The 22,036-nt window shown below is 33.4% G+C and carries 16 protein-coding genes; 12 read left to right on the top strand and 4 right to left on the bottom strand.

The features are described 5' to 3' along the window. The first annotated feature begins 2 nt into the window (after positions 1-2). The 8 genes from Q4Q35_RS20380 to Q4Q35_RS20345 all read left to right on the top strand — a co-directional run bounded on the left by Q4Q35_RS20380 (position 3) and on the right by Q4Q35_RS20345 (position 12,817). Entirely contained in the window at positions 3-1,634 is a 1,632-nt protein-coding gene (locus Q4Q35_RS20380) for a pyruvate dehydrogenase complex dihydrolipoamide acetyltransferase (protein WP_303279895.1), read from the top strand. A gap of 214 nt (positions 1,635-1,848) precedes the next feature. After that, positions 1,849-4,398 (top strand): BspA family leucine-rich repeat surface protein, encoded by a 2,550-nt coding sequence (locus Q4Q35_RS20375; RefSeq protein WP_303279894.1) that lies wholly within the window; start codon positions 1,849-1,851, stop codon positions 4,396-4,398. A 149-nt stretch (positions 4,399-4,547) separates the two neighbouring features. Then, positions 4,548-5,561 carry a M20/M25/M40 family metallo-hydrolase gene (locus Q4Q35_RS20370; RefSeq protein WP_303279893.1) on the top strand — a complete coding sequence of 338 codons (1,014 nt, stop codon included), beginning with the start codon at positions 4,548-4,550 and terminating at the stop codon, positions 5,559-5,561. Next, positions 5,554-6,237, top strand: coding sequence for an SDR family NAD(P)-dependent oxidoreductase (locus tag Q4Q35_RS20365; protein WP_303279892.1), 684 nt, complete (start codon positions 5,554-5,556; stop codon positions 6,235-6,237). Before Q4Q35_RS20370 ends, Q4Q35_RS20365 begins: the two co-directional genes overlap by 8 nt. A 284-nt stretch (positions 6,238-6,521) precedes the next feature. Then, the gene (locus tag Q4Q35_RS20360; RefSeq protein WP_303279891.1) at positions 6,522-9,221 is read left to right on the top strand and encodes a T9SS type B sorting domain-containing protein; all 2,700 of its coding nucleotides are present in this window, start codon (positions 6,522-6,524) and stop codon (positions 9,219-9,221) included. An 8-nt stretch (positions 9,222-9,229) separates the two neighbouring features. Then, entirely contained in the window at positions 9,230-10,141 is a 912-nt protein-coding gene (locus tag Q4Q35_RS20355; protein WP_303279889.1) for a PorP/SprF family type IX secretion system membrane protein, read from the top strand. A gap of 1 nt (position 10,142) precedes the next feature. Then, positions 10,143-12,170, top strand: coding sequence for an OmpA family protein (locus Q4Q35_RS20350; protein WP_303279888.1), 2,028 nt, complete (start codon positions 10,143-10,145; stop codon positions 12,168-12,170). A gap of 11 nt (positions 12,171-12,181) precedes the next feature. Beyond that, on the top strand, positions 12,182-12,817 hold the full coding sequence (locus Q4Q35_RS20345) for an HAD family hydrolase (protein WP_303279887.1): 636 nt from the start codon (positions 12,182-12,184) through the stop codon (positions 12,815-12,817). Positions 12,818-12,825: 8 nt separating this feature from the next. On the opposite strand, the gene Q4Q35_RS20340 is transcribed toward Q4Q35_RS20345, so the two are convergent. Then, on the bottom strand, positions 12,826-13,674 hold the full coding sequence (locus Q4Q35_RS20340) for an O-methyltransferase (RefSeq protein WP_303279886.1): 849 nt from the start codon (positions 13,672-13,674) through the stop codon (positions 12,826-12,828). A 725-nt stretch (positions 13,675-14,399) separates the two neighbouring features. Between Q4Q35_RS20340 and Q4Q35_RS20335 the strand changes: the two genes are divergently transcribed. From Q4Q35_RS20335 to Q4Q35_RS20320, 4 genes are all read left to right on the top strand, one after another. Then, on the top strand, positions 14,400-14,996 hold the full coding sequence (locus Q4Q35_RS20335) for a SprT-like domain-containing protein (protein WP_303280297.1): 597 nt from the start codon (positions 14,400-14,402) through the stop codon (positions 14,994-14,996). A 282-nt stretch (positions 14,997-15,278) separates the two neighbouring features. Beyond that, positions 15,279-16,361 carry a mannose-1-phosphate guanylyltransferase gene (locus tag Q4Q35_RS20330; RefSeq protein ID WP_303279884.1) on the top strand — a complete coding sequence of 361 codons (1,083 nt, stop codon included), beginning with the start codon at positions 15,279-15,281 and terminating at the stop codon, positions 16,359-16,361. A gap of 9 nt (positions 16,362-16,370) precedes the next feature. Continuing rightward, positions 16,371-17,834 (top strand): DUF389 domain-containing protein, encoded by a 1,464-nt coding sequence (locus Q4Q35_RS20325; protein WP_303279882.1) that lies wholly within the window; start codon positions 16,371-16,373, stop codon positions 17,832-17,834. A 17-nt stretch (positions 17,835-17,851) separates the two neighbouring features. Continuing rightward, complete coding sequence (locus Q4Q35_RS20320) at positions 17,852-18,742, top strand: hypothetical protein (RefSeq protein ID WP_303279881.1); 891 nt, start codon at positions 17,852-17,854, stop codon at positions 18,740-18,742. Positions 18,743-18,837: 95 nt separating this feature from the next. Here the strand turns inward: Q4Q35_RS20320 and Q4Q35_RS20315 are convergent, their stop codons facing one another. The 3 genes from Q4Q35_RS20315 to Q4Q35_RS20305 form a co-directional block, all read right to left on the bottom strand. Continuing rightward, positions 18,838-20,160, bottom strand: coding sequence for a polysaccharide lyase family 7 protein (locus tag Q4Q35_RS20315; protein WP_303279880.1), 1,323 nt, complete (start codon positions 20,158-20,160; stop codon positions 18,838-18,840). Positions 20,161-20,506: 346 nt separating this feature from the next. Continuing rightward, positions 20,507-21,274: an ABC transporter ATP-binding protein gene (locus Q4Q35_RS20310; protein ID WP_303279879.1), complete on the bottom strand. Its 768-nt coding sequence runs from the start codon at positions 21,272-21,274 to the stop codon at positions 20,507-20,509. Then, entirely contained in the window at positions 21,271-22,011 is a 741-nt protein-coding gene (locus Q4Q35_RS20305) for an MlaE family ABC transporter permease (RefSeq protein ID WP_303279878.1), read from the bottom strand. Before Q4Q35_RS20305 ends, Q4Q35_RS20310 begins: the two co-directional genes overlap by 4 nt. Between the last annotated feature and the right edge of the window lie 25 nt (positions 22,012-22,036).

Raw genomic sequence — 22,036 nt, 5'->3', positions numbered from 1 at the left:
CTATGGCGATAGTAGTAAATATGCCGCGTTTAAGCGACACGATGGAAGAAGGAACCGTTGCGGCTTGGTTAAAGAAAGTGGGCGATAAAGTAGAAGAAGGCGATATCCTTGCAGAGATAGAAACTGATAAAGCAACTATGGAGTTCGAATCTTTTAACGAAGGGACTTTACTTCATATAGGTGTTCAAGAAGGAGAAACAACTAAAGTGGATGCCTTATTAGCCATTATAGGAGATGAAGGAGAAGATATAACAAGTTTATTAAGTGGTGGCGGTGACGCTCCTGCAGAAGTAAAAGAAGATGTTATTCAGAACGATGAGCCTGCGAGCGAAGTCGATAATGGGTCAGTGAGCGAAGTCGAACTGCCAGAAGGTGTTATCGTTGTAACTATGCCACGTTTAAGCGATACGATGGAAGAAGGAACTGTTGCAACATGGCTTAAAAAAATAGGAGATACTGTTGAAGAAGGTGATATTCTTGCAGAAATAGAAACCGATAAAGCAACAATGGAGTTTGAATCGTTTCAAGCAGGAACATTACTTCATGTAGGATTGCAAGAAGGAGAATCGGCAAAAGTAGATGCCTTATTAGCTATAATAGGTCCTGCAGGGACAGATGTTAAAGACATAGCAAGTAATTTTAAAGTAGATACTAGTTCGGTAAAATCTGAAGAAGCGCCTAAAAAAGAGGCTCCAAAAGTAGAAGCACCTAAAAAGGAAGCTAGTGTCACTTCAAGCACAGCCGAGAAGTCACATAAGAATACTCAAGTAATTTCTTCAAATGGACGATTGTTCGCATCACCATTAGCTAAAAAGATAGCAGAAGAAAAAGGGATTAACTTATCTCAAGTACAAGGCTCTGGAGAAAACGGACGTATCATTAAACAAGATGTTGAGAATTTTGTTCCAGCTTCTTCAGGAGCATCCGTTGGAAAATTTGTTCCAACAGGACAAGAAGATTTTGATGAGGTTACAAACTCACAAATGCGAAAAGCGATTGCTAAAGCATTAACAAATTCGAAGTTTACAGCACCACATTATTATTTAAATGTAGAGTTTGATATGGAAAATGCGATAGCGTTCCGTAAACAATTCAACTCTATCCCAGATACAAAAATATCATATAACGATATGATCGTTAAAGCCTGTGCTTTAGCATTAAAGCAACACCCACAAGTAAATTCACAGTGGTTCGCAGATAAAATGCGATTAAACAACCATGTACATGTTGGTGTAGCTGTAGCAGTACCTGACGGATTGGTAGTTCCTGTAGTTAAGTTTACAAACGAACAATCACTACCACAAATAGGAGCCGCTGTTAAAGAATTAGCTGGAAAAGCCAGAAACAAAAAATTAACACCGGCAGAAATGGAAGGCAGTACCTTTACGGTTTCTAATTTAGGAATGTTTGGTATAGAAAGCTTTACATCGATTATTAATCAACCAAACTCGGCTATTCTTTCTGTAGGTAATATTATTGAGAAGCCTGTAGTTAAAGAAGGTAAAATAGTTGTTGGAAATACAATGAAGCTATCTTTAGCCTGTGACCACAGAACGGTTGACGGTGCTACTGGAGCGCAATTTCTACAAACATTAAAAGGGTATATTGAAAACCCTGTGACCATGCTTGCATAATAAATTCTTCTGCTTTTCATCTTCGTTCGAGATAAACAATAGCAGGAATCTTTTCATAAAATAAAAAAACCTGTTTCTTCCGATAGTTATCGGGATTGAAATAGGTTTTTTGTTTCAATCAACTTTAATTGGTAGGAATTTATTGATCTACATCAATGGTCAGGTTATATTGTTAGGGTAATTTTGGAGTCATTAATCCTAAAAATCTATCACAATGATTAAAAAAATACCGCTTTTGGTACTTCTCTTAAGTTTATGCACAACATTACAAGCACAATTTATCACAACATGGGAAACGACAACAGCAAATGAGTCTATCACCATACCTACTATAGGTGCTGGTTATAATTACACCGTAGATTGGGGAGACGGTGATACAAGTATTAACCAAACGGGTAATGCAACACATGCTTATGCTACAGCAGGTACTTATGCAGTAACAATTACGGGCGATTTTCCTAGAATTTATTTCAATAACACTGGCGATAGATTAAAAATTAAAAGTATAAAGCAATGGGGAAATCAGAAGTGGGACTCTATGCTGGCAGCTTTTCGTGGTTGCGCATATTTAGAAGGAGAAGCAACAGATACTCCGGATTTATCTAACGTTGAAAATATGAGTAGAATGTTTGATGGTGCATCAAGTTTTAACCAAAATATTGGAGACTGGGATGTATCAAATATTAAATATATGATTGAAATGTTTCATAGGGCAGTTGCATTTAATCAAGATATTGGAGACTGGGATGTGTCAAATGTTGAAAGTATGTCAAGTATGTTTCAAAATGCTGTTACATTTAATCAAGATATTGGAGAATGGAATGTTTCTGGAGTTACAGACATGTCCGACATGTTTTATTACTCTATTTTATTTAATCAAAATCTTGGGAGCTGGGATGTAAGCAATGTCACTACCATGTATGATATGTTTTATTTGTCTAAACTTTCTACAGAGAACTATGAAGCTTTATTAAAAGGTTGGAGTAGCCTCTCTTTACAATCTAATTTAAGATTTGGAGGAGGATACAGTACCTATTGTAGTGAGGAGGCGGAAAACGCCAGACAAAAACTTATAGATAATTTTAATTGGAGGATATATGATCGAGGTAAATATTGTCCGTTTATAACAACCTGGGAAACTACCACAGCAAATGAGTCCATTACTATACCAACTGAGGGAACGGGTTATAATTATACTGTAAATTGGGGAGACGAAACAACAGATGTAGATTTAAAAGGTAATGCTACACATACTTATGCATTAGCTGGCACATATACTGTAACTATTTCTGAAGATTTTCCTAGAATTCATTTTAATAATTCTGGTGATAAATTAAAAATACAAACTATCGAGAATTGGGGTACTCAAACTTGGGAGTCTATGGAAAATGCCTTTTATGGTTGCGAGAATTTACAAATAAATGCCACAGATCCTCCAGATTTATCATATTATAATATTAGCCTAAGTAACATGTTTCGAGGGGTATCTAATTTTAATCAGGATATCGGAAATTGGGACGTATCAAGTGTTACCAGTATGAAGAATATGTTTCGCGGCGCATCAAGTTTTGATGGAAATATAGGGAATTGGAATTCTCAGGTTGGTAATGTTAAAGATATGGAAGGGATGTTTGATGGTGCAACCCGTTTTAATCAAGATATAAAGGACTGGGACGTATCAATGGTTACTAATATGACACATATGTTTCGAGGAGCATCAAGCTTTAACAGAAATTTGTTGAATTGGTCTAATGATGTTCGTAACGTTAAGTATATGGAAGGGATGTTTGATGGCGCTACAGCTTACAATCAGAGTATGAAAGATTGGAATGTTAGTGGTGTTACTAATATGAAGCATATGTTTCGTGGCGCATCAAAATTTAATGGGAGTTTAGAAAACTGGTACAGTTTCGTTAGGAATGTTGAAAATATGGAGGGGATGTTTGATGGTGCGGAAGATTTTAATCGAGATTTGATAAGTTGGAATGTTAGTAGTGTTACTAATATGAAGCATATGTTTCGTGGCGCATCAAAATTTAATGGGAGTTTAGAGAGTTGGTACATAGTAGTTTGGAGTGTTGAAAATATGGAGGGGATGTTTGATGGTGCGGAAGATTTTAATCAAGATTTGGAAGGTTGGAATGTTATTAAGGTTACTAATATGAAGCATATGTTTCGTGGCGCATCAAAATTTAATGGAAGTTTGGATAACTGGTACAGTTCCGTTAGGAATGTTGAAAATATGGAAGGGATGTTTGATGGTGCAACAAGTTTTAGCCAAGATATAGGAGGCTGGAATATTTCGAATGTTACAACCATGAAGAACATGTTTCGAGGGGTTACGCTTTCTACTGAACATTATGAAGCTCTTTTAAAAGGATGGAGTAGTAGGGGGTTATTGCAAAGTGGTGTATACTTTAACGGAGGCAATAGTGTGTATTGTAATACTGAAACGGAAAGGCAAAAGCTAATTGATGCAGGTTGGACTATAACAGATGGAGGTAAAGATTGTAGTTTAAGCACACCAGATATAGTAAAAGAGACATTCAGGTTATATCCTATTCCATCTGCAGAAAGTATAACAATAGATATGGAGGGCATCATAGAACAGTTGGCAATTTATAACCTCCAAGGAGCTGAAATATGGTCAAAAAAAAAGGAGGATAGTAAAAAGATTGATTTATCAGCCTTATCAAGTGGAACTTATGTATTAAAAGTACAAACCGATAAGGGTACAGTAGTCCGTAAGATCGTTAAAAAGTAATTATGCGACTTTAACATTTATAAAATTGCTCTTAATATTGATATTAAGAGCAGTAATAAGCTGAAAAATAAATACTGTAGAATAAACAATTTCAATATACCATTATTATAATAGTAGTTTTTTATCTTTAAACATTAAATTAATTCAGAATGAAAAAACTATTAAGTATAATAATAACGATAACGTTTTTAAGTTGTGGTTCTCAAAAAAGTGTCACAGAAGTAAAGACGAGCAAAACAAGCAATGTAACAGATACAGAAAAAAAAGAATCTCTTTCTAAAAACAAACCCATTCTTGCTTTAAAAGAAAACGTGATATCGAGTTTAGAGTATTTAGCTTCAGATACTTTAGAAGGAAGAAATACAGGAAGTGCGGGTATTGAAAAAGCAGCTGTTTTTATAGAAAATTTTTTTAAAGAAAATAACGTTCAACCTTATTTTAAAACTTACAGAGACAGCTTTAATTTAAAGAATATAGTTGGGTATAATATAGTAGGGTATATTGAAGGTCAAGATCCAAAATTGAAAGATGAGTTTGTTGTCCTAGGTGCTCACTATGATCATATAGGAACGGCAGAACCTGTAAATGGAGATGCCATAGCCAATGGAGCCAATGATGATGCTTCTGGTACAGTGGCTGTTTTAGAATGGGCAACGTATTTTTCTAAATCGAAAAGTAACAAACGAAGCATTTTATTTACGTTGTATGCTGCCGAAGAAATGGGGCTGAAAGGCTCCGAACATTTGGCTAAGCGATTAAAAAAAGAGGGACTTAATTTATATACCATGATTAATTTTGAGATGATAGGTGTTCCTAGAGCAGAAAATGAAACAATAGCTTATTTAACAGGTTATAAAAAATCTAACATGGCAGAAAAACTAAATAGCTATGCAGAAGAAGACATTGTTGGTTTTTTGCCTCAGGCCAAGGCGTATAATTTGTTTATGCGATCGGATAATTACCCCTTTTATAATGCGTTTAAAGTACCAGCTCAAGCTATATCCACATTCGATTTTACTAATTTTGACTATTACCATCATGTAGATGATGAGGCTGATAAAATGGATTTTGAGCATATGACATCTTTTATAAATAAAATGATTCCAGCTTTAGAAGGTATGATTAATGCCGAAACAAAAGAAATAAAGTTAAACGATGAGTAAAAATATAATTATAACAGGAACAAGTAGAGGTATTGGTTTCGAGTTGGTTCGGCTATTCGCTAAAGCAGATTATAATATATTAGCCTTATCCAGAAATAGTAAACCAATAGAAGATCTTCAGTTAAAAAATGTAACATCATTGTCGTTCGATTTAAGCGAAAAAGATGATTATAAAAAAGTAGAAACTTTTATTAATTCTAATTGGAACCAGGTAGATGTATTGATTAATAATGCAGGAACATTGCTTAATAAACCTTTTTTAGAAACATCGATGGAAGATTTCGAACAGGTCTATAAAACCAATGTTTTTGGAGTGTCGGAAATGACCAGAATAACTATTCCATTTATGAAGAATGCCAGCCATGTTGTAACTATTAGTTCGATGGGTGGCGTGCAAGGCAGTATGAAATTCCCAGGTTTGGCTGCTTATAGTTCCAGTAAAGCTGCAGTAATTACTTTAACCGAGTTACTAGCAGAAGAATATAAAGAAACTGGGCCATCGTTTAATGTATTAGCTTTGGGAGCAGTACAAACCGAAATGTTGGAAGAAGCTTTTCCTGGATATCAAGCACCTACAACAGCTTTAGAAGTAGCACAATATATTTTTGATTTTTCTCTAAATGGGAATAAATATTATAATGGGAAACTACTACAGGTTTCTAGTTCAACCCCTTGAGACATAGATTAAAATAACCTCACTTAAATTTTATACAATTTTTATCAGTATTTCTATCGCTTTTTAGTGAGTTAATACATATATTTGATTAGTTATTAATAAACAAAATGTTAATAGCTTTTTTGCCTATAATCTAACAGGATGTTAATAATAATTGACTCACTATGAATTAAATCTACTATATATTGAAAAGTATTAAATTTCTAATTTTCGTTATCATTATATCTTCATTAACGAAAACTCAAGCCCAATGCGACATAGTTGAAATCATTACTGTTTGTGATATGACTACTATAGACGGCGATAGCGACGGAACACCAGATGGTGTCATTAATTTATATGACGAATATAATGCCCTGCCCGGAGTGACTCCAATTACTACTGCAACCGGTACTTGGTTTGATCCAAATTTTAGTTTTGCACTAGATGATACAACAGGAGATTTATATTTGTGGGATTTAATAAATGCTTCAACAACACCTACCGATTATGAGTTTGTAATAAATAGTACGAGTTGTGGAAGCGGTAGAGCTGTAACACTTAATTTAATTTTAGGGCCATTTTCTGGTAATGCGTTGCCAGTAATAAATGCAGATGATGCTAACATACAAATTTGTGATGAAGGATCCGAACCCACCGATATTTGTAATGCAATTATGGATATAGATCTTTTTCAAGCTTTAGAATCTATTCCAAGTCCTCACCTTAATGGGAAGTGGACTTATAATGGAGCTAGTCCTAATTTTATTAGTTTAATGGGGTCTAGCTTAAGAGTTACCATTCCATATCAATCGGGGCCTCCGTTGGTTGATGAAGAAACCTTTGAATTAACTTATGAAGTAAGCGGTATAGGAACATGTAATTTAACTGTTCAAACAACGGTTAACGTTTCTATAGTAAGACAAGTGTTTCCTGGTTATGCGAAAAATACGCGTATATGTGAAAAGGGGATTATAGATGGAAATTATGATGCAGACATTGACCTAACAAATGATCAGTTTTTGGTATTAGAAGATACCGAAGGAGTTTGGTTAACAGACAGTTACGGTCAAATAACATCTCCAGTAGATTCTGAAATTAATATTAAAGCTATTTACGACCAAATAATAGCTAGAGATGGTGTTAAGTTTGGATGTGCAGAAGTAGATTATATATATTCAGTAGACCAACGTTCGGGAGTATGTTTAGATGCAGCTTCTGTAGTTGGTTTTAAAATTTATGAATACATAAGACCGTTCCAACAGAGTAGTGCTCCTTATGAATATTGTGAAGATGATATTTCGCTTCCAACTACTGTAAATTTATATGACCAAATAGAGTTTACAACAGAAAATAGCATTTTATTTGATTATAAAAGGAATCCTTGGACAAATTGGAATCTTATTTCCGGACCTTCAGATTTAGGTCTCATATCTAATACAGATCCAGGGTCTCCTTCTCCAGGCTATACATCTTTAGGGACTATTAATCTGACAAATGCTCCAAGTGGAACTTATGTTTTTGAATATGTAGTTTACCCTCAATATAATTGTGGGACGGATAGTTTCCAAGTTTTAGATTACAGTCCAGGTTACTGTACTTCATCAATAGACCCTAGACTTCCTTGCCAAGCAGAACGAGCTCAAGTAACTCTCGTTATTCATCCTAAACTTTATGCAGGTGAGGACACATCAGGACTACAGTTTTGTGAAACAGATCCAACCATAGCCAGCCCCTTAGATTTATTCACTTTATTAACTACAAATGGTATAGATGACCCTATTTATCAGGGCCCTTTAGGGACTTGGATTGATCTTTCAACAGGAGCTACTGTTACAAACCCAGTTACCTTACCAAATGTGAATGATCAACAAACATTCAATTATCAATATAGAACAAGAACATCAAATGATTGTTTAGACACCGCAGATTTGTCTTTTCTCGTATTTGAAGAATACCAGTCTGGAATAGGATCATCAATAGATGTATGTGATAATAATACCCCATTCGATTTGTTTGATAATTTAACAGGAAACCCGAATGCAAATGGTACTTGGTCAGGGCCTAATGGGTATATTTCAGCAACACATAATGCTATAATAACACCAGGAGTTTCAGATGCTGGAGACTATATTTATACCGTTCCAGATAATGTTGATGCTCTTGGAGTTGTTCAATGCTTTGGGAATTCGGAAACCATGACTGTTGTAAATTACCAAAGCCCAAGTGCAGGAACTGGAGGTAGTTATTTTGTATGTCGTTCAGATTTACAAATAGATTTAGTGGATTATTTAGATACTTCTGCAGATACAGGTGGCGATTTTAGAGATTTAGATACTGGAAACTTATTACCAGATAGCCTGCTAGATGTATCACAATTAACCGAAGGAACGTATGATTTTCAGTATGAGATTCAAGGACATGCTTCGTGTTATTTGGAGACATCACAAATTTCTATTGTGGTCGTAGAAGTGGCAAGTCCAACAGCGACAGATCAGGTGTTTTGTGCTAGTATTGGAGCAACCGTTTTAGATCTCGTAGCCAGTAATGCTTCGAGTTTTAATTGGTATGATACCGTTGATGATACGAGTCCATTATCAATAGGAACCCTTTTAATTAATGGTGAAGATTATTTCGTTGCAGCCGTTGATGCAGATGGATGTGAGTCTCCTAGAATTGGAATAACAGTAACACTTTTACCTCTTAATCATATAGACTGTGAAAGGTGTTTTAAAGATGGTATTTCTGTCAACGGAGATGGAGAAAATGATGAATTCGATTTGTGTGGTTTACCCAATACATTTCCAAATTTTGAATTAAATATTTACAACAGGTTTGGAACAACCGTTTATAAAGGAAACAGAAACACACCACTTTTTAAAGGCGTTTCAAACGTGTCTTTAACTATAGGAGATAAGCTGCCATCTGGCGTTTATTTTTATGAGTTCGATCCTAAAGATGGCGTAACAGGTCCAATACAAGGGAATTTTTATTTAAGTAGATAATAAATAGAATGAATATAAAATTAGTATTACTATTCATAATATGTAGCCTGTCTGCATTCTCACAACAAGAACCACATTATACACAATACATGTATAATATGAGTATGGTGAACCCTGGGTATATGATTAATGAGCCAAGTATTATTCAAGTAGGAAGTTTGTACCGTACGCAATGGGTTGGTATAGAAGGAGCACCAAAAACAGCCAATGTATTTGCACATATACCATTAAATGATCGTATTGAATTAAGTGTAAATTATTTAAATGATAATATTGGAGGTAAAATAAATATAAGTGAAAATGTATTTAATGTAGATGCCGCATATAAATTAACGCTTAGCAATGATTTAAATCTTTCATTTGGAGTAAAAATGGGAGTCGATCATTTAAACTTTAGCGCCTTAGGAAGTAATGTAAGCACAGATCCTTTATTTCAAAATGCTAAAAAAACAGTATTAAATATTGGTGTAGGAATATTCCTTTTCAAACATCATTATTACGTTGGTTTATCATCACCCAATTTAGTTCCCAGCGACTTAAATGTAAATAATGACGTTGTGTACAATAACAACCCACACGCGTTTTTAATAGGAGGTTATGTATTTGATCTTAATGATGATTTTAAATTAAAACCATCTACAGTAGTAAAGTATGTGGGTGGGGCTCCTTTGTCCTTTGATGTTTCTGCGAATGCCTTATATCTGGATAGATTCGAATTAGGTGTTTCATATAGATATGAGGACGCCATATCAGGTTTGGTTGGTGTTAATGTAACCCCCAACCTTAAACTAGGATATGCATACGATTTTAATACCAGCCAGTTAAATAATTATAACAGTGGGAGTCACGAATTCGTATTACTTTATAAATTTGATGTGTTAGGATTGAGTAAAAAATATGCGTCTCCAAGATTTTATTAATATGATTAAGAAAATTACTTTTATTATAATATCCCTGTTTTTAATACAGTCATCATTTGGGCAAAAGAAAACAAGAGCCGACCGTTTTTTCGAAAAAGGAGATTATATTAATGCCGCTATATATTACGAGGAAGAATTAGCAAAAGAACGACACAAAAAAGCTTTAGAAAACATAGCTACTTGTTATTACAATACATTTCAATATAGATTAGCATCACGTTATTTAAAACAATTAGTAAAAGGAAGGTTCGGAGAAAAAGATAAAACCTATAACAATGAATATAATTTTAAACTATATCAGGTACTATCTGCTTTAGGCGATTACGAAACAGGTTTAGACTATTTTAAAATATATAAAGAAAATGTATCAGCATCATTAAATAAATCAGAATCTGTTGAAATTATAGAAGAATTTAAACTTAAAAATCCAGATTATAAAATAAAAAAAACACGCTTTAATTCAGAAGCTTCAGATTTTGGAGCTGTGAAATATAAAGACAGTGTTTACTTTACATCAGATAGAGATACTAAAAAGTTATTTAAGAAAACCTATAAGTGGACACATCAGCCTTTTTTAGATATTTATGTTACCAAAGTAAATGATAAAAATGACACTTTAGGTAATACAATACCTTTGCCAAAAACTATAAACTCTAAGTTGCACGAAGGTAATTTCTGTTTTAGTAATGATGGAAATACCATATACGTATCCAGAAGCAATTACACCGATGGTAAAAAAGAGTTTAACGACCAGTCTAGTAATGATATTCACCTCTATAAAGCAACCCGGGTAGACGGAAAGTGGGCTAAGTTAGAAAAGCTGTCATTTAATAAAAACGGTTTTTCATATCAGCACCCAGCACTAAGTCCCGATGGAAAAAAGCTCTATTTCTCATCAAATATGGAAGGTGGTTTTGGAAGTTATGATTTGTATTATGTGACTATTGAAGTGGATGGGCTATTTGGTGAGCCGATTAATTTAGGAAAAACTATTAATACTGAAAACAGAGAGCACTTCCCTTTTATATCTCAAAAGGGCGATTTGTTTTTTGCCTCCAATGGACATTTGGGATTAGGGATGTTGGATAATTTTGTGTCCGAATGGGACAATGGCAATTTTACAACCCCTATTAATTTAGGAGTACCTATAAATTCGAGATATGATGACTTTAATTTAAATTATCATAACGAAAAAGAAGGTTTCTTTGCATCTAATAGAAATAAAAAGAATGACGACATTTTTATGTTTACCCAAACAGGTGAAATTTTTATTAGAGAATACATCAATACATTTGAAGTACGAGATGCCGAAACCAAAGCATATATACCAAATGTGAAAGTTGCCTTAATAAATAAGAAAGAAAAAGAGTTGTATAATAATACATTGGATTCTTTGGCTGCATTTAATATGAATTTATTAGCAGGCAATTATCGGTTTAAAGCGACACATGAAGCATACCGTTCGAATGAAATGAATGTTAGAGCGATTGAAGAACAGGACCAAAAACATGTTTTGTATTTAAGTAAAATACCACCGCCAGACCCACCAGATCCAGTAGAAGTTATTATAGCAGAAAAGAAAATTGACAAAAAACTAAAAGAAGATGATCCAGAGCGGTTTGCCCTACTCACAGATACCGAAGGACCACCTGTGGTTGAAAAAAATGGAAAACTATTCTTTGAATTAGAACCTATATATTTTAATTTTGACATGTGGAATATTAGGAGCGATTCTAAAGTAATATTAGATGAGTTAGCAGCTAAATTAGAACGTTATCCAAAGATTCATTTAAAAATAAGTTCACATACCGATAGTAGAGGGACAGTACGATATAATCAAATATTATCTGAACGACGTGCAGAATCGACCAGGAATTATTTGGCATTAGAAGGCTATGTAAATGCTCGTAGAATGAAGTTTCAAGGCTTTGGTGAGTTACAACCAATAGTACCTTGTCCGATGTTAGACTGTACCGATGAAGAACACCAGTTAAACAGGCGTAGTGAATTTGAGATTATTGAGTATTAAATATGTTACTTATGAGTAAATATAAGTGTGTTATCTTCGATTGTGACGGGGTATTGGTAGATAGCGAAACAATTGGAAATTCAGTTATAGCAGATATGGCTAAAGATCAAGGAGTTTATATGTCTTTAAATGAAGCTTTTGCATATTTTAAAGGAAAATCACTTCAATCTTGTATAGATACTATTTCAGAATTATCAGGAAAACCGATCCCGGAAACATTTGTAGCAGAGTATAGAGAGAAAAGTTTTGAAGCCTTTAAAAAAGATATGAAGCCAATTGAAGGCGTTAAACAAGTACTTGAAAATTTAAGTTTGCCTTTTTGTGTAGCTTCCAGTGGCCCAGAAGAAAAAATACGTCTTAATTTAGGACTCACAGGCTTATTGCCACTTTTTGAAAATAAAATTTTTAGTTGTTACGCTATTAACAAATGGAAACCAGATCCAGCCGTATTTTTATGGGCAGCAGAAACTATGGGATTTAAACCAAGTGAATGTGTGATTGTAGAAGATAGCCTGTCCGGAGTTCTTGCAGCAAAACGTGGTGGCTTTGACGTGTTTGGATTTACTGCGCATGATTATAATGATGAGTTACAAAGTGAGGCTACTAAAGTGTTTAGTAGTATGTCTGAGCTTTTAAAAATGTTGTGATGCTTTAGCTATATTCTAAGATTAAAATGATTTTCTTCCATCTTTTTTTTATCCTTATTCACGAGGCAAATTCCCCATTGATATAAATCAAATGAAACGTTAATTCTATTATCCTTGTATATGTTTTTCCACACACTTTTCATTCCATTTGACCAATTTATATCATCAAATATCAAAATTGATTTATCGGATAAAAAGGGATACAATAATTCGAAATACTTTTGAGTGGCAGTCTCATCATGATGTCCATCAATAAAGACCAAATCGATTAATTCATTTTTATCAAGAACCTCTGGCAATATATCATAAAACTTTCCATTAACAACTTTGTAATCCTTATACTGAAGATTTTTTAAACTCTCATTTGCAATTTTGGCTCGCTCTTTTGAGCCTTCAATAGTTGTGAGGTTTCCATTATGGTTTAGTTTTAATGCTAAGATTTGGTATGCTGCCGATACTCCAAGACTTGTTCCTAATTCTAAGCAATTAGTTGGTTTATGTGCTCTAATAATTTTAAAAATTAATTTCCCCCATTTCTTATTACTTGAAGCAATTTTGTGGATGTCTGAGACCTTCTGAATCGTAATGTTTCCTTCTTTTATATTTTGTTGGCTTTTTTTTGAGTTTGAACTTCCAGCCCCATAATCTACATTTTCAATTGTCTCAGATGATTTTAAATATTTTTTTTCTAATTTATCAACTTCATTAAGTGCCGCTTTTTCCTCCTCAGTCCAACTATTATCAGAAATTATAAAATCAATCACTGATCCCATAATTCGAATATCATTATCACTATTTTTTTTAAGTTCCTTTAATGTAAATTTTGTTTTAATTAAATATTTTAATTTGTTAGTCACTTTCTTTATCATCCTAATTTTGTTTATTGAGTTAATCACTTAGTTACACTAAATATCTAGAGTCTAGCTTAGTGTTGTCTATACAGTTTGTTGTAAAATAACCAGTTACGTTGTTATTAAAACATAAAACAATAACAATGAAAACAAAACCTGAATTACCCGTAAGTGAAGGTTTAAAAGTAGTAAAAACAGATTTAAAACACATAGAAAAAAGTTAGAAAATAAAATACAAACAACAAAGATTAAGTTCTCGCTATTTCGTCCTAAAAAGCCTACCTATTAGTACTTGGTGGTCAGTTTTGTAAATGGGTATAGGTTGCTTGATAAGAAGTCATAGATTCTCCTTTTTATTGATTAGACAAAAAATATAAAACAGGAAACCTTTTCGGTTTTTAGTGAGACTCATGCTTCATCTAAAAATTCTCCTACCTTTGGGGGGGATCTGCCTGCCAGCAAAGGCAAGGTTTCCAATTATAGCGTTCTTTAGGAGTCTAATTTATTGAGTTTGGTGCTTTCTTAGAAACTGTTTAAATTTTATCCTTTAGTTTATTGCTTTAAGCCCTCATTCTGCTGCAAATTTTCTTTAAATAGCGATGCTATTCGCATTTATTTTGCCTTGACTGAGAACGTAATCCCACCTAAACTAATTCCAAAAACAAAATTTGAAGATTTTTCATACAAGTGTAATAGTTGAAACTTTAAAGAATTCTCGTATTTTTGTTGTGATGCAAAATTTACTTCAAAGCTACATCCCAGAAAAAGCGTTGATTCAGGTTCTAAAACTTTTAGAACATGATAATTTGTTAATTAGAATTAAAAATGAACGTAAAACCCGCCATGGTGATTATAAACGATTGCCAAATGACCAACATGAGATAACAATAAATTCAAACCTCAATAAGTTTCGGTTCTTGATCACCCTTATTCATGAAATAGCCCATTTTGAAGCCTATAAAACCTATGGTAGATTTATAAAACCGCATGGTATAGAATGGAAGCGTAGTTTTCAGCATTTAATGTTACCTTTTATAAATCCAAATATATTCCCAGAACATTTGTTACCACTTTTAGCAAAACATTTTAAAAACCCTAAAGCAAGTAGCGATACCGATGCTAATTTAGCCTTGGCGTTAAAACAGTTTGACCCGCCAAGTAATAAAACTTATATTTTTGAAGTACCTTTAGGGAGCACTTTTAAATTATACAATGATAAAGTGTTTAAAATGGGACAAAAACGTGTAAAACGTTTTGAATGTATAGAAGTTAAAACAGGAAAAATTTATTTGTTTAATCCCAATGCAGAAGTTAAAGTAATAGATTAAATTAAGTATAGACGTTATTGAGTACATGAAGGAAAAGTCGTATATTTTGAAACGTATTAACAATGGCTATTCTTGTTTTTCTTTAAACAATTGTCTAACAGAATGATAGGGAGTCGAATTTGGGTCTTTGGAACATGGTCATAGTCACCGAGCGAAGTCGAAGTGAAGTGAACTTAAGCTAGGGAATCTCATAAATTGAAACCAAATGTTACACAGAGTTTACAAAAGAGCTTTTTTAAATTATAAACTAACAAAGACCTACTTTTTGTGGGAATAAAAAATATGAAAAATAAAAACTATTATGCCATTTTAATGGCTGGCGGTGTTGGTTCCAGATTTTGGCCAGTAAGTACTCAAGACTTTCCTAAGCAATTTCACGATATGTTGGGAACAGGTGATACATTAATTCAAAAAACCTTTTACCGTTTAGCAAAATTAATACCAGAAGAGAATATTTTTATTTTAACCAACGAACGTTATAACGATTTGGTTTTTGAACAATTACCAAGCGTTACAAAACGACAAGTTGTTTTAGAACCTGCTATGCGAAATACAGCGCCCTGTATATTGTATGCGTCATTAAAAATTCAAAAAGAAAATCCGGATGCCGTTATGATTGTAGCACCTAGCGATCACTGGATTGAAGACGAAGACGCTTTCTCCGGAAATGTGCAACAGGCTTTCGACTTTTGTTCTAAGAATGATGCTTTAATGACCTTAGGTATTCAGCCTACATTCCCAAATACAGGATATGGTTATATTGAGTTTGATAAATCTTCTGCAGAAGCAATAAAATCAGTCAATCAATTTAAAGAAAAACCTGTTTACGAGGTGGCCAAGCAGTACATAGAACAAGGTAACTTTTTATGGAATGCAGGTATTTTTATGTGGAGTGTGACTTCTGTAGTAAAAGCGTTTCTAAATAATCAACCAGAACTGTTTAATCTGTTTGAAAAAGGAATGGAAGTTTATAATACCGATTTAGAAGATAGTTTTATTCGAGAAAATTATCCAAAAGCAGAAAATATCTCGGTAGACTATGCTATTATGGAAAAATCGAACAACGTTTATGTAATTGCTGCCGATTTCGATTGGAACGATCTTGGTACCTGGGGAAGTTTATACGATAAGTTAGATAAAGACGACACCAAGAACGCTATAGTAAATGCCAGAACCTTAACAGAGGATGCTTCTGGTAATATGATTCGTACTAAAAATGACAAAATAGTAGTTGTTGATGGCTTACAAGATTACATCATTGTAGATAAAGACGAAGTTTTGCTTATCTTTCCTAAGAAAAAAGAACAGGATATTAAAAAAGTACTCCAAAAAGTGAAAGACAAGTTTGGAGCACATTATGGGTAAAATATAATTATGAGTGAAGAAAGTAAATTCAATTTTTCGGAAGAAGAAACCAATCAGGAAAGTGCCGTTGAACAATCAAAAGAAGCAGTAAAAAAAGACGCTAAAGGGTTGTTTCAAAGTATAAAAACCTTTTTTAGTGAATTACTTGATTTTAGAGACGATACCGATAGAGATGCCACCATAGAGGCCATTAAAGGAGATATTCCGTTTAAGGGTGCTACTGCATGGATTTTAATTTGCTCAATTTTTGTGGCTTCAGTAGGTTTAAATGCCAATTCTACAGCAGTTGTTATAGGAGCCATGTTAATTTCACCATTAATGGGTCCTATTTTAGGTGTTGGGCTCTCTATAGCAATTAACGATGTTGATACCTTAAGAAAATCGTTGATAAACTTAGCAACTATGATTGTTTTAAGTTTGTTAACCGCTTTCTTATTCTTTTGGTTGTTTCCTTTAAGAGAAGATAATTCTGAACTTTTAGGGAGAGTGAAACCAGATATTCGAGATGTTTTAATAGCATTTTTTGGAGGCTTAGCATTGATTATTGCACGTACTAAAAAGGGAACTATTGCTTCGGTTATTTTTGGAGTTGCAATTGCTACAGCCTTAATGCCACCACTTTGTACTGCAGGATATGGTTTAGCTAAAGGCAATTGGGAGTACTTTTTAGGTGCGATGTATTTGTTTGCAATAAATACCATTTTTATTGCCATGGCAACATTTATTGTATTAAAAGTGCTGCGTTTTCCTATGCTTAAATATGTAAACTCTAAAAAGCGGAGTCGTATTTCCAAAATAGCAACATTATTAGCCGTAGTGGTTATGGTTCCAGCCGTATGGACGTTTTTAAATGTTTTAAAAGAAAGTAATTTTAATAGAGACGCTAAAAACTTTGTAAATAATGAATTAAACGCATTGCCACATGCCGAATATTTAAAGAATAATGCTGCGTATAAATATTTAGGAAAGGAAGGTTCTGTAATAGAATTGAATACATTTGGTTTAGATGAGGTTCCGGAATCTACCATTGCGCTTTTACAAGGTAGGATGAATGATTATAGTGCCTTGATAGAAACCCAACTTATAGTCAATCAGAATAAATCTAAAAATTTGGATAATTTCAGATATATGGAAGAATTACGTACTCGAGACTCTCTAGATTTATTATCCCAAACTCAAAAAATAGCTTATCTGGAAGGTAAGGTTAAACAACTTTCAAAATTAGAACGTAATTATATTGATTTTGAGGAACTGACTAAAGAAGCGAAAATACATTATGAAACTATTGAGCAATTTTCTTATGCCAGTGTTATAAACTCTAATTTTACTAAGATAGATACGCTACCTGTTTTTTCGGTAAAATGGGCGAATAGTGCTAAAGAAGAAATAAGAAAAAAAGATAAAGAAAAACTTGAAAAATGGCTGAGGTTAGAATTAGATCTAGATACTTTGATAGTTAAAAGAATAAATTAATTTTTAAAAATAATACGATGAAACATAGTGTTTTAGGGAGCCTTTTAGTGCTTCTTTTATTAGGGTTTTCATGTAAAGAGAAAAAAGAGGAAAGCCCGAATCAGATTAAAGAAAATTTAAAGAAAACGCCTAGCTTGGATTTAGTCTGGCAAACAGATACTCTTTTAACAACTAGTGAATCTGTTCTTTATAATAAAGCATTAAATACCATTTTTGTTGCCAATATAAATGAATCTCCATGGGGAAAAGATAATAATGGTTTTATATCGACTATAGATACAAAAGGAACTATTATAGAATTAAAATGGATTGAAGGTCTAAGCGCACCTAAAGGCATGGGGATTTTTGAAGGTAAATTATATGTAAATGATATAGACAAAATTGTAGAAATAGATATAAAAGAACAAAAAATAGTCAATACTTACACTGTAGAAGGAGAACCGCAATTAAATGATCTTACAATTAGTCCAGAAGGTGTTGTTTATGCTTCAGGGTCTAATACTAATTCTATTTATGTTTTAGAGCATGGAGAAATTAATATGATTAAAATAAGTGAAGAAGGGAGGCTAAATGGACTATTGCATCAAAAAGAGGATATTTTCTTTGTAGATTTTGGAAGACAATGTTTCGGAGCTTATAATTTCGAGACTAATACGCCTAAAGTACTTGTCGAAGATTTAGGAAATGCAGATGGTATAGTAAAATTAGAAAATGGAGATTTTGTGGTGTCAGATTGGAAAGGGCGTGTTTTTTACGTAGATGCAACCAATTGGCAAAAAACATTATTGCTCGATACAAGAGAGCGTGGTATTTATGCGGCAGATATCGATTATATTCCAGAAACACAGCTACTACTTGTGCCGACTTTTTTTCATAACAATGTTATGAGCTACAAACTTAATTTTTAATATGAAATAATAATATGTGATATTGAAAAGCGGGAGAAAAATCTCCCGCTTTTATTGCTTTAATGTTAGCTATCCTGAACTTATTACTTTATTTTTTAATGAGAAACGCTAAGAGACGAAATTCCCACTAATCCATAAACTGAAGAACCACTATCGCTACTTGATGTTGATTGTAAATAACATCCTGCTTTAAAATAATTCGCATCAGAATCTATGCTACCAGAAGTAAAAAGTGTTGATGTTCTTGAACCACTTGAATTTAATGCATAAAGTTTTACGATTTTATTTTGCATGGTTAATTCAAACGAATAAGCTGTATCCATATTGAAATTGAAATTAATAGACTGTCCGCTGCCCAATAGGTCCTCAGTGGCATACCCTAAAAGCCTTAATGTCACAGATCCAGAATTTTGTCCACTACTTCCCTGTACCTGCACTCTGAGGATGTCATCAAAAGAAGATCCACTTATAGCATGAATTTGACCAAAGCATACCTTGCCTGAGGGTGGTAAATCATCCACTCTTACGGTCCACTTCATACTATGCTCGGTACTAGTGGTGCCGTCCCAATGTATTAAACTAGAACCGTTTGAGGTCATTTCTCTTAATTCTGTTCTTGGGTTAGATGTACCACTACTACTTGTAGGGTTACCAGGGTACGTTTTAAAATAAGCATATCCGTTGGAGCCATAAAACCAATTAGAGTTATCATTTTTTGATGCACTGTCAACATAAGATAAGCCATTGTTGCTACTACTTACATTAAGAGAGCCGGAGTATGCGTTTAATTTCCAATTCGTAAGGCCACCCAAAATATCTTTAGCCGAACTTCCGCTGCTACCACTACCAGGCGTACCCCAAATTTCCAGTTCTTTAATATCACTAAAACCATTCGAAGTATTACCAGTACATGTAACTCTCATGTATCTGTTATTACTGTTAACTAGGTCGTAATCATAAAGGCCATTAGTGTTTCCTGGGCTCGATTTAGTTCCGACAAGATTCCAACTAGCACTAGTTGAATTACGTACATGGAACTTCATGGTGTATACCCTACTGTTTCCTGCGTGATGTGCAATTTTAACATAGTCAATTAATGCTGTAGAACCAAGATCTAAATATAGATATACAGTTCCACTGGCAGTCCATCTTGTATTTAAATTGCCATCTATGGCTCTGGAAGCAGAGTAATTAGAGCTATGCGTAGCACTGGCAGAAATTCCAGTGATGGACATCTTGACAGACTTTGAAGATTTAGCCGTAGAAGGACCTTTTTCGTCCACTATTTCTTCTTCTATTTCGTTGGCAAGGTCAATGGTAGGGGGTTCATTAGAGCAACTAGCTATTAGAAATAATATTCCAATAAGTAGTACGTTCAAGCAAAATGTTCTGCTTAAATAATTTTCATTTTTTTTCATAATATTATAGTTTAAAGTAAGCAATATTTAGTTGATTGCTGTTTAATCTATATTATCGAAATCTAATTTTTTAAAAACTGGTTTACCAAACTGGTTAACCAAATTAATCATTTTTTTAATATAATCATAATTTTATGACTATCTTTTTTGTTATTCGTTAATATTATGTTATAAAATTGAATTTTTGTTAAATAAAAATATATTTTGTTAAATTTTCCATATTTTTAAAATTTAACAAATCTTGAAGTGTTACTATTAAAAAAAGAATCAAAAAAGATATTTAATTTAACCGAGTCGTTTAAGAGCTTTTCTTATACTTTAACTAATAAAATATTCGATTAAGCTATTATTGTTTTTCCTCAATATACATTTGGCGAACTTTTTTCATTAGCTCAGAAGAATAGACAAAATCTGTTACCACTTCGTTATCAGTTTTGAAAATGGTCTTGTTAGAGCCTTCCCAAGCCTTTAGTCCATCTTTTAAGAAGACAATTTTTTCACCAATTTCCATTACAGAATTCATGTCGTGAGAATTAATTACGGTTGTAATTTGGTATTCATCTGTAATCTCTTGAATGAGGTTATCTATAACAATAGCTGTTTTAGGATCAAGCCCAGAATTAGGCTCATCGCAGAATAAGTATTTAGGATTGTTTACTATAGCTCTGGCAATTGCAACACGTTTTTGCATACCCCCAGAGGCTTCACTAGGCATTTTATTATGGGCATCTTCTAAATTCACACGATTTAGAACAAAGTTTACACGATCTTCCATTTCGCTTTTACTTTGATTTGTAAACATTTGCAATGGAAACATAACATTTTCTGCAATTGTCATAGAGTCAAATAAAGCACTTCCTTGAAATACCATACCAATTTCGGCACGGAGATTCCGCTTTTCGTCTTCTGTTAATTGAGAAAATATTTTTCCATCATATTCAATAGCACCTTCTTCGTAATCAAATAGCCCCAACAAACACTTAAGAAAAACAGTTTTCCCAGAACCGCTTTGTCCAATAACAAGGTTTGTTTTGCCTTTTTCAAAGGAGGTACTAATGCCTTTTAAAACTTCAACACCACTAAACGATTTATGTAATTTTTTTACTTCTATCATCGGCCTAACATCATATCAGTTAATATATAATTTAACAGTATAATAACAACAGATGTCCAAACAAAAGATGTCGTACTTGCTTTTCCTACCTCAAGAGCACCACCTTTCATATAATAACCATGAAAAGAAGGGATTGTGGCAAGAATAAAAGCGAATACAAAAGTCTTTATAAATGAGTAAATAACATGAAAAGATTGAAAATCGGTTTGTATTCCTAAAATATAATCTTCTAAAGATGTATAACCCCCAAAAACACACGCAGCCATACCACCAAAAATTCCTAAAAACATGCCTATGGCTATTGCAAAAGGATATAGTAATAATGCAATTGTTTTAGGTAAAATGAGGTAATTTAAGGAGTTTATACCCATAACTTCTAAAGCGTCTATCTGTTCTGTTACACGCATAGTACCTATACTAGACGTTATAAAAGAACCAACTTTTCCTGCCATTATTATAGAGGTAAAGGTTGGGGCGAACTCTAGTATAATAGATTGTCTGGTAGCAAATCCAACTAAATATTTAGGAATAAGCGGGTTGTTTATATTTAGAGCGGTTTGAATCGTTATAACACCACCAACAAAAAATGATATAAATGCAACAATGCCTAGAGAACCTATAATTAAATCGTCAATATCTTTCAATATTAATTTCTTCATCACAGACCATCTGGTAGGCTTGCGAAACATCTCAACAATCATTAAAAAATAAGCACCAATATTACTAAGGTATGTCATATTAAAGTTTGTTAGCGCTAAAGTA

The organism is Flavivirga aquimarina (assembly GCF_030540835.1).
GTDB classification, from domain to species: domain Bacteria; phylum Bacteroidota; class Bacteroidia; order Flavobacteriales; family Flavobacteriaceae; genus Flavivirga; species Flavivirga aquimarina.
The sequence above is the reverse complement of the archived record's forward strand: the minus strand, read 5'-3'. Positions and strand labels throughout refer to the sequence as shown.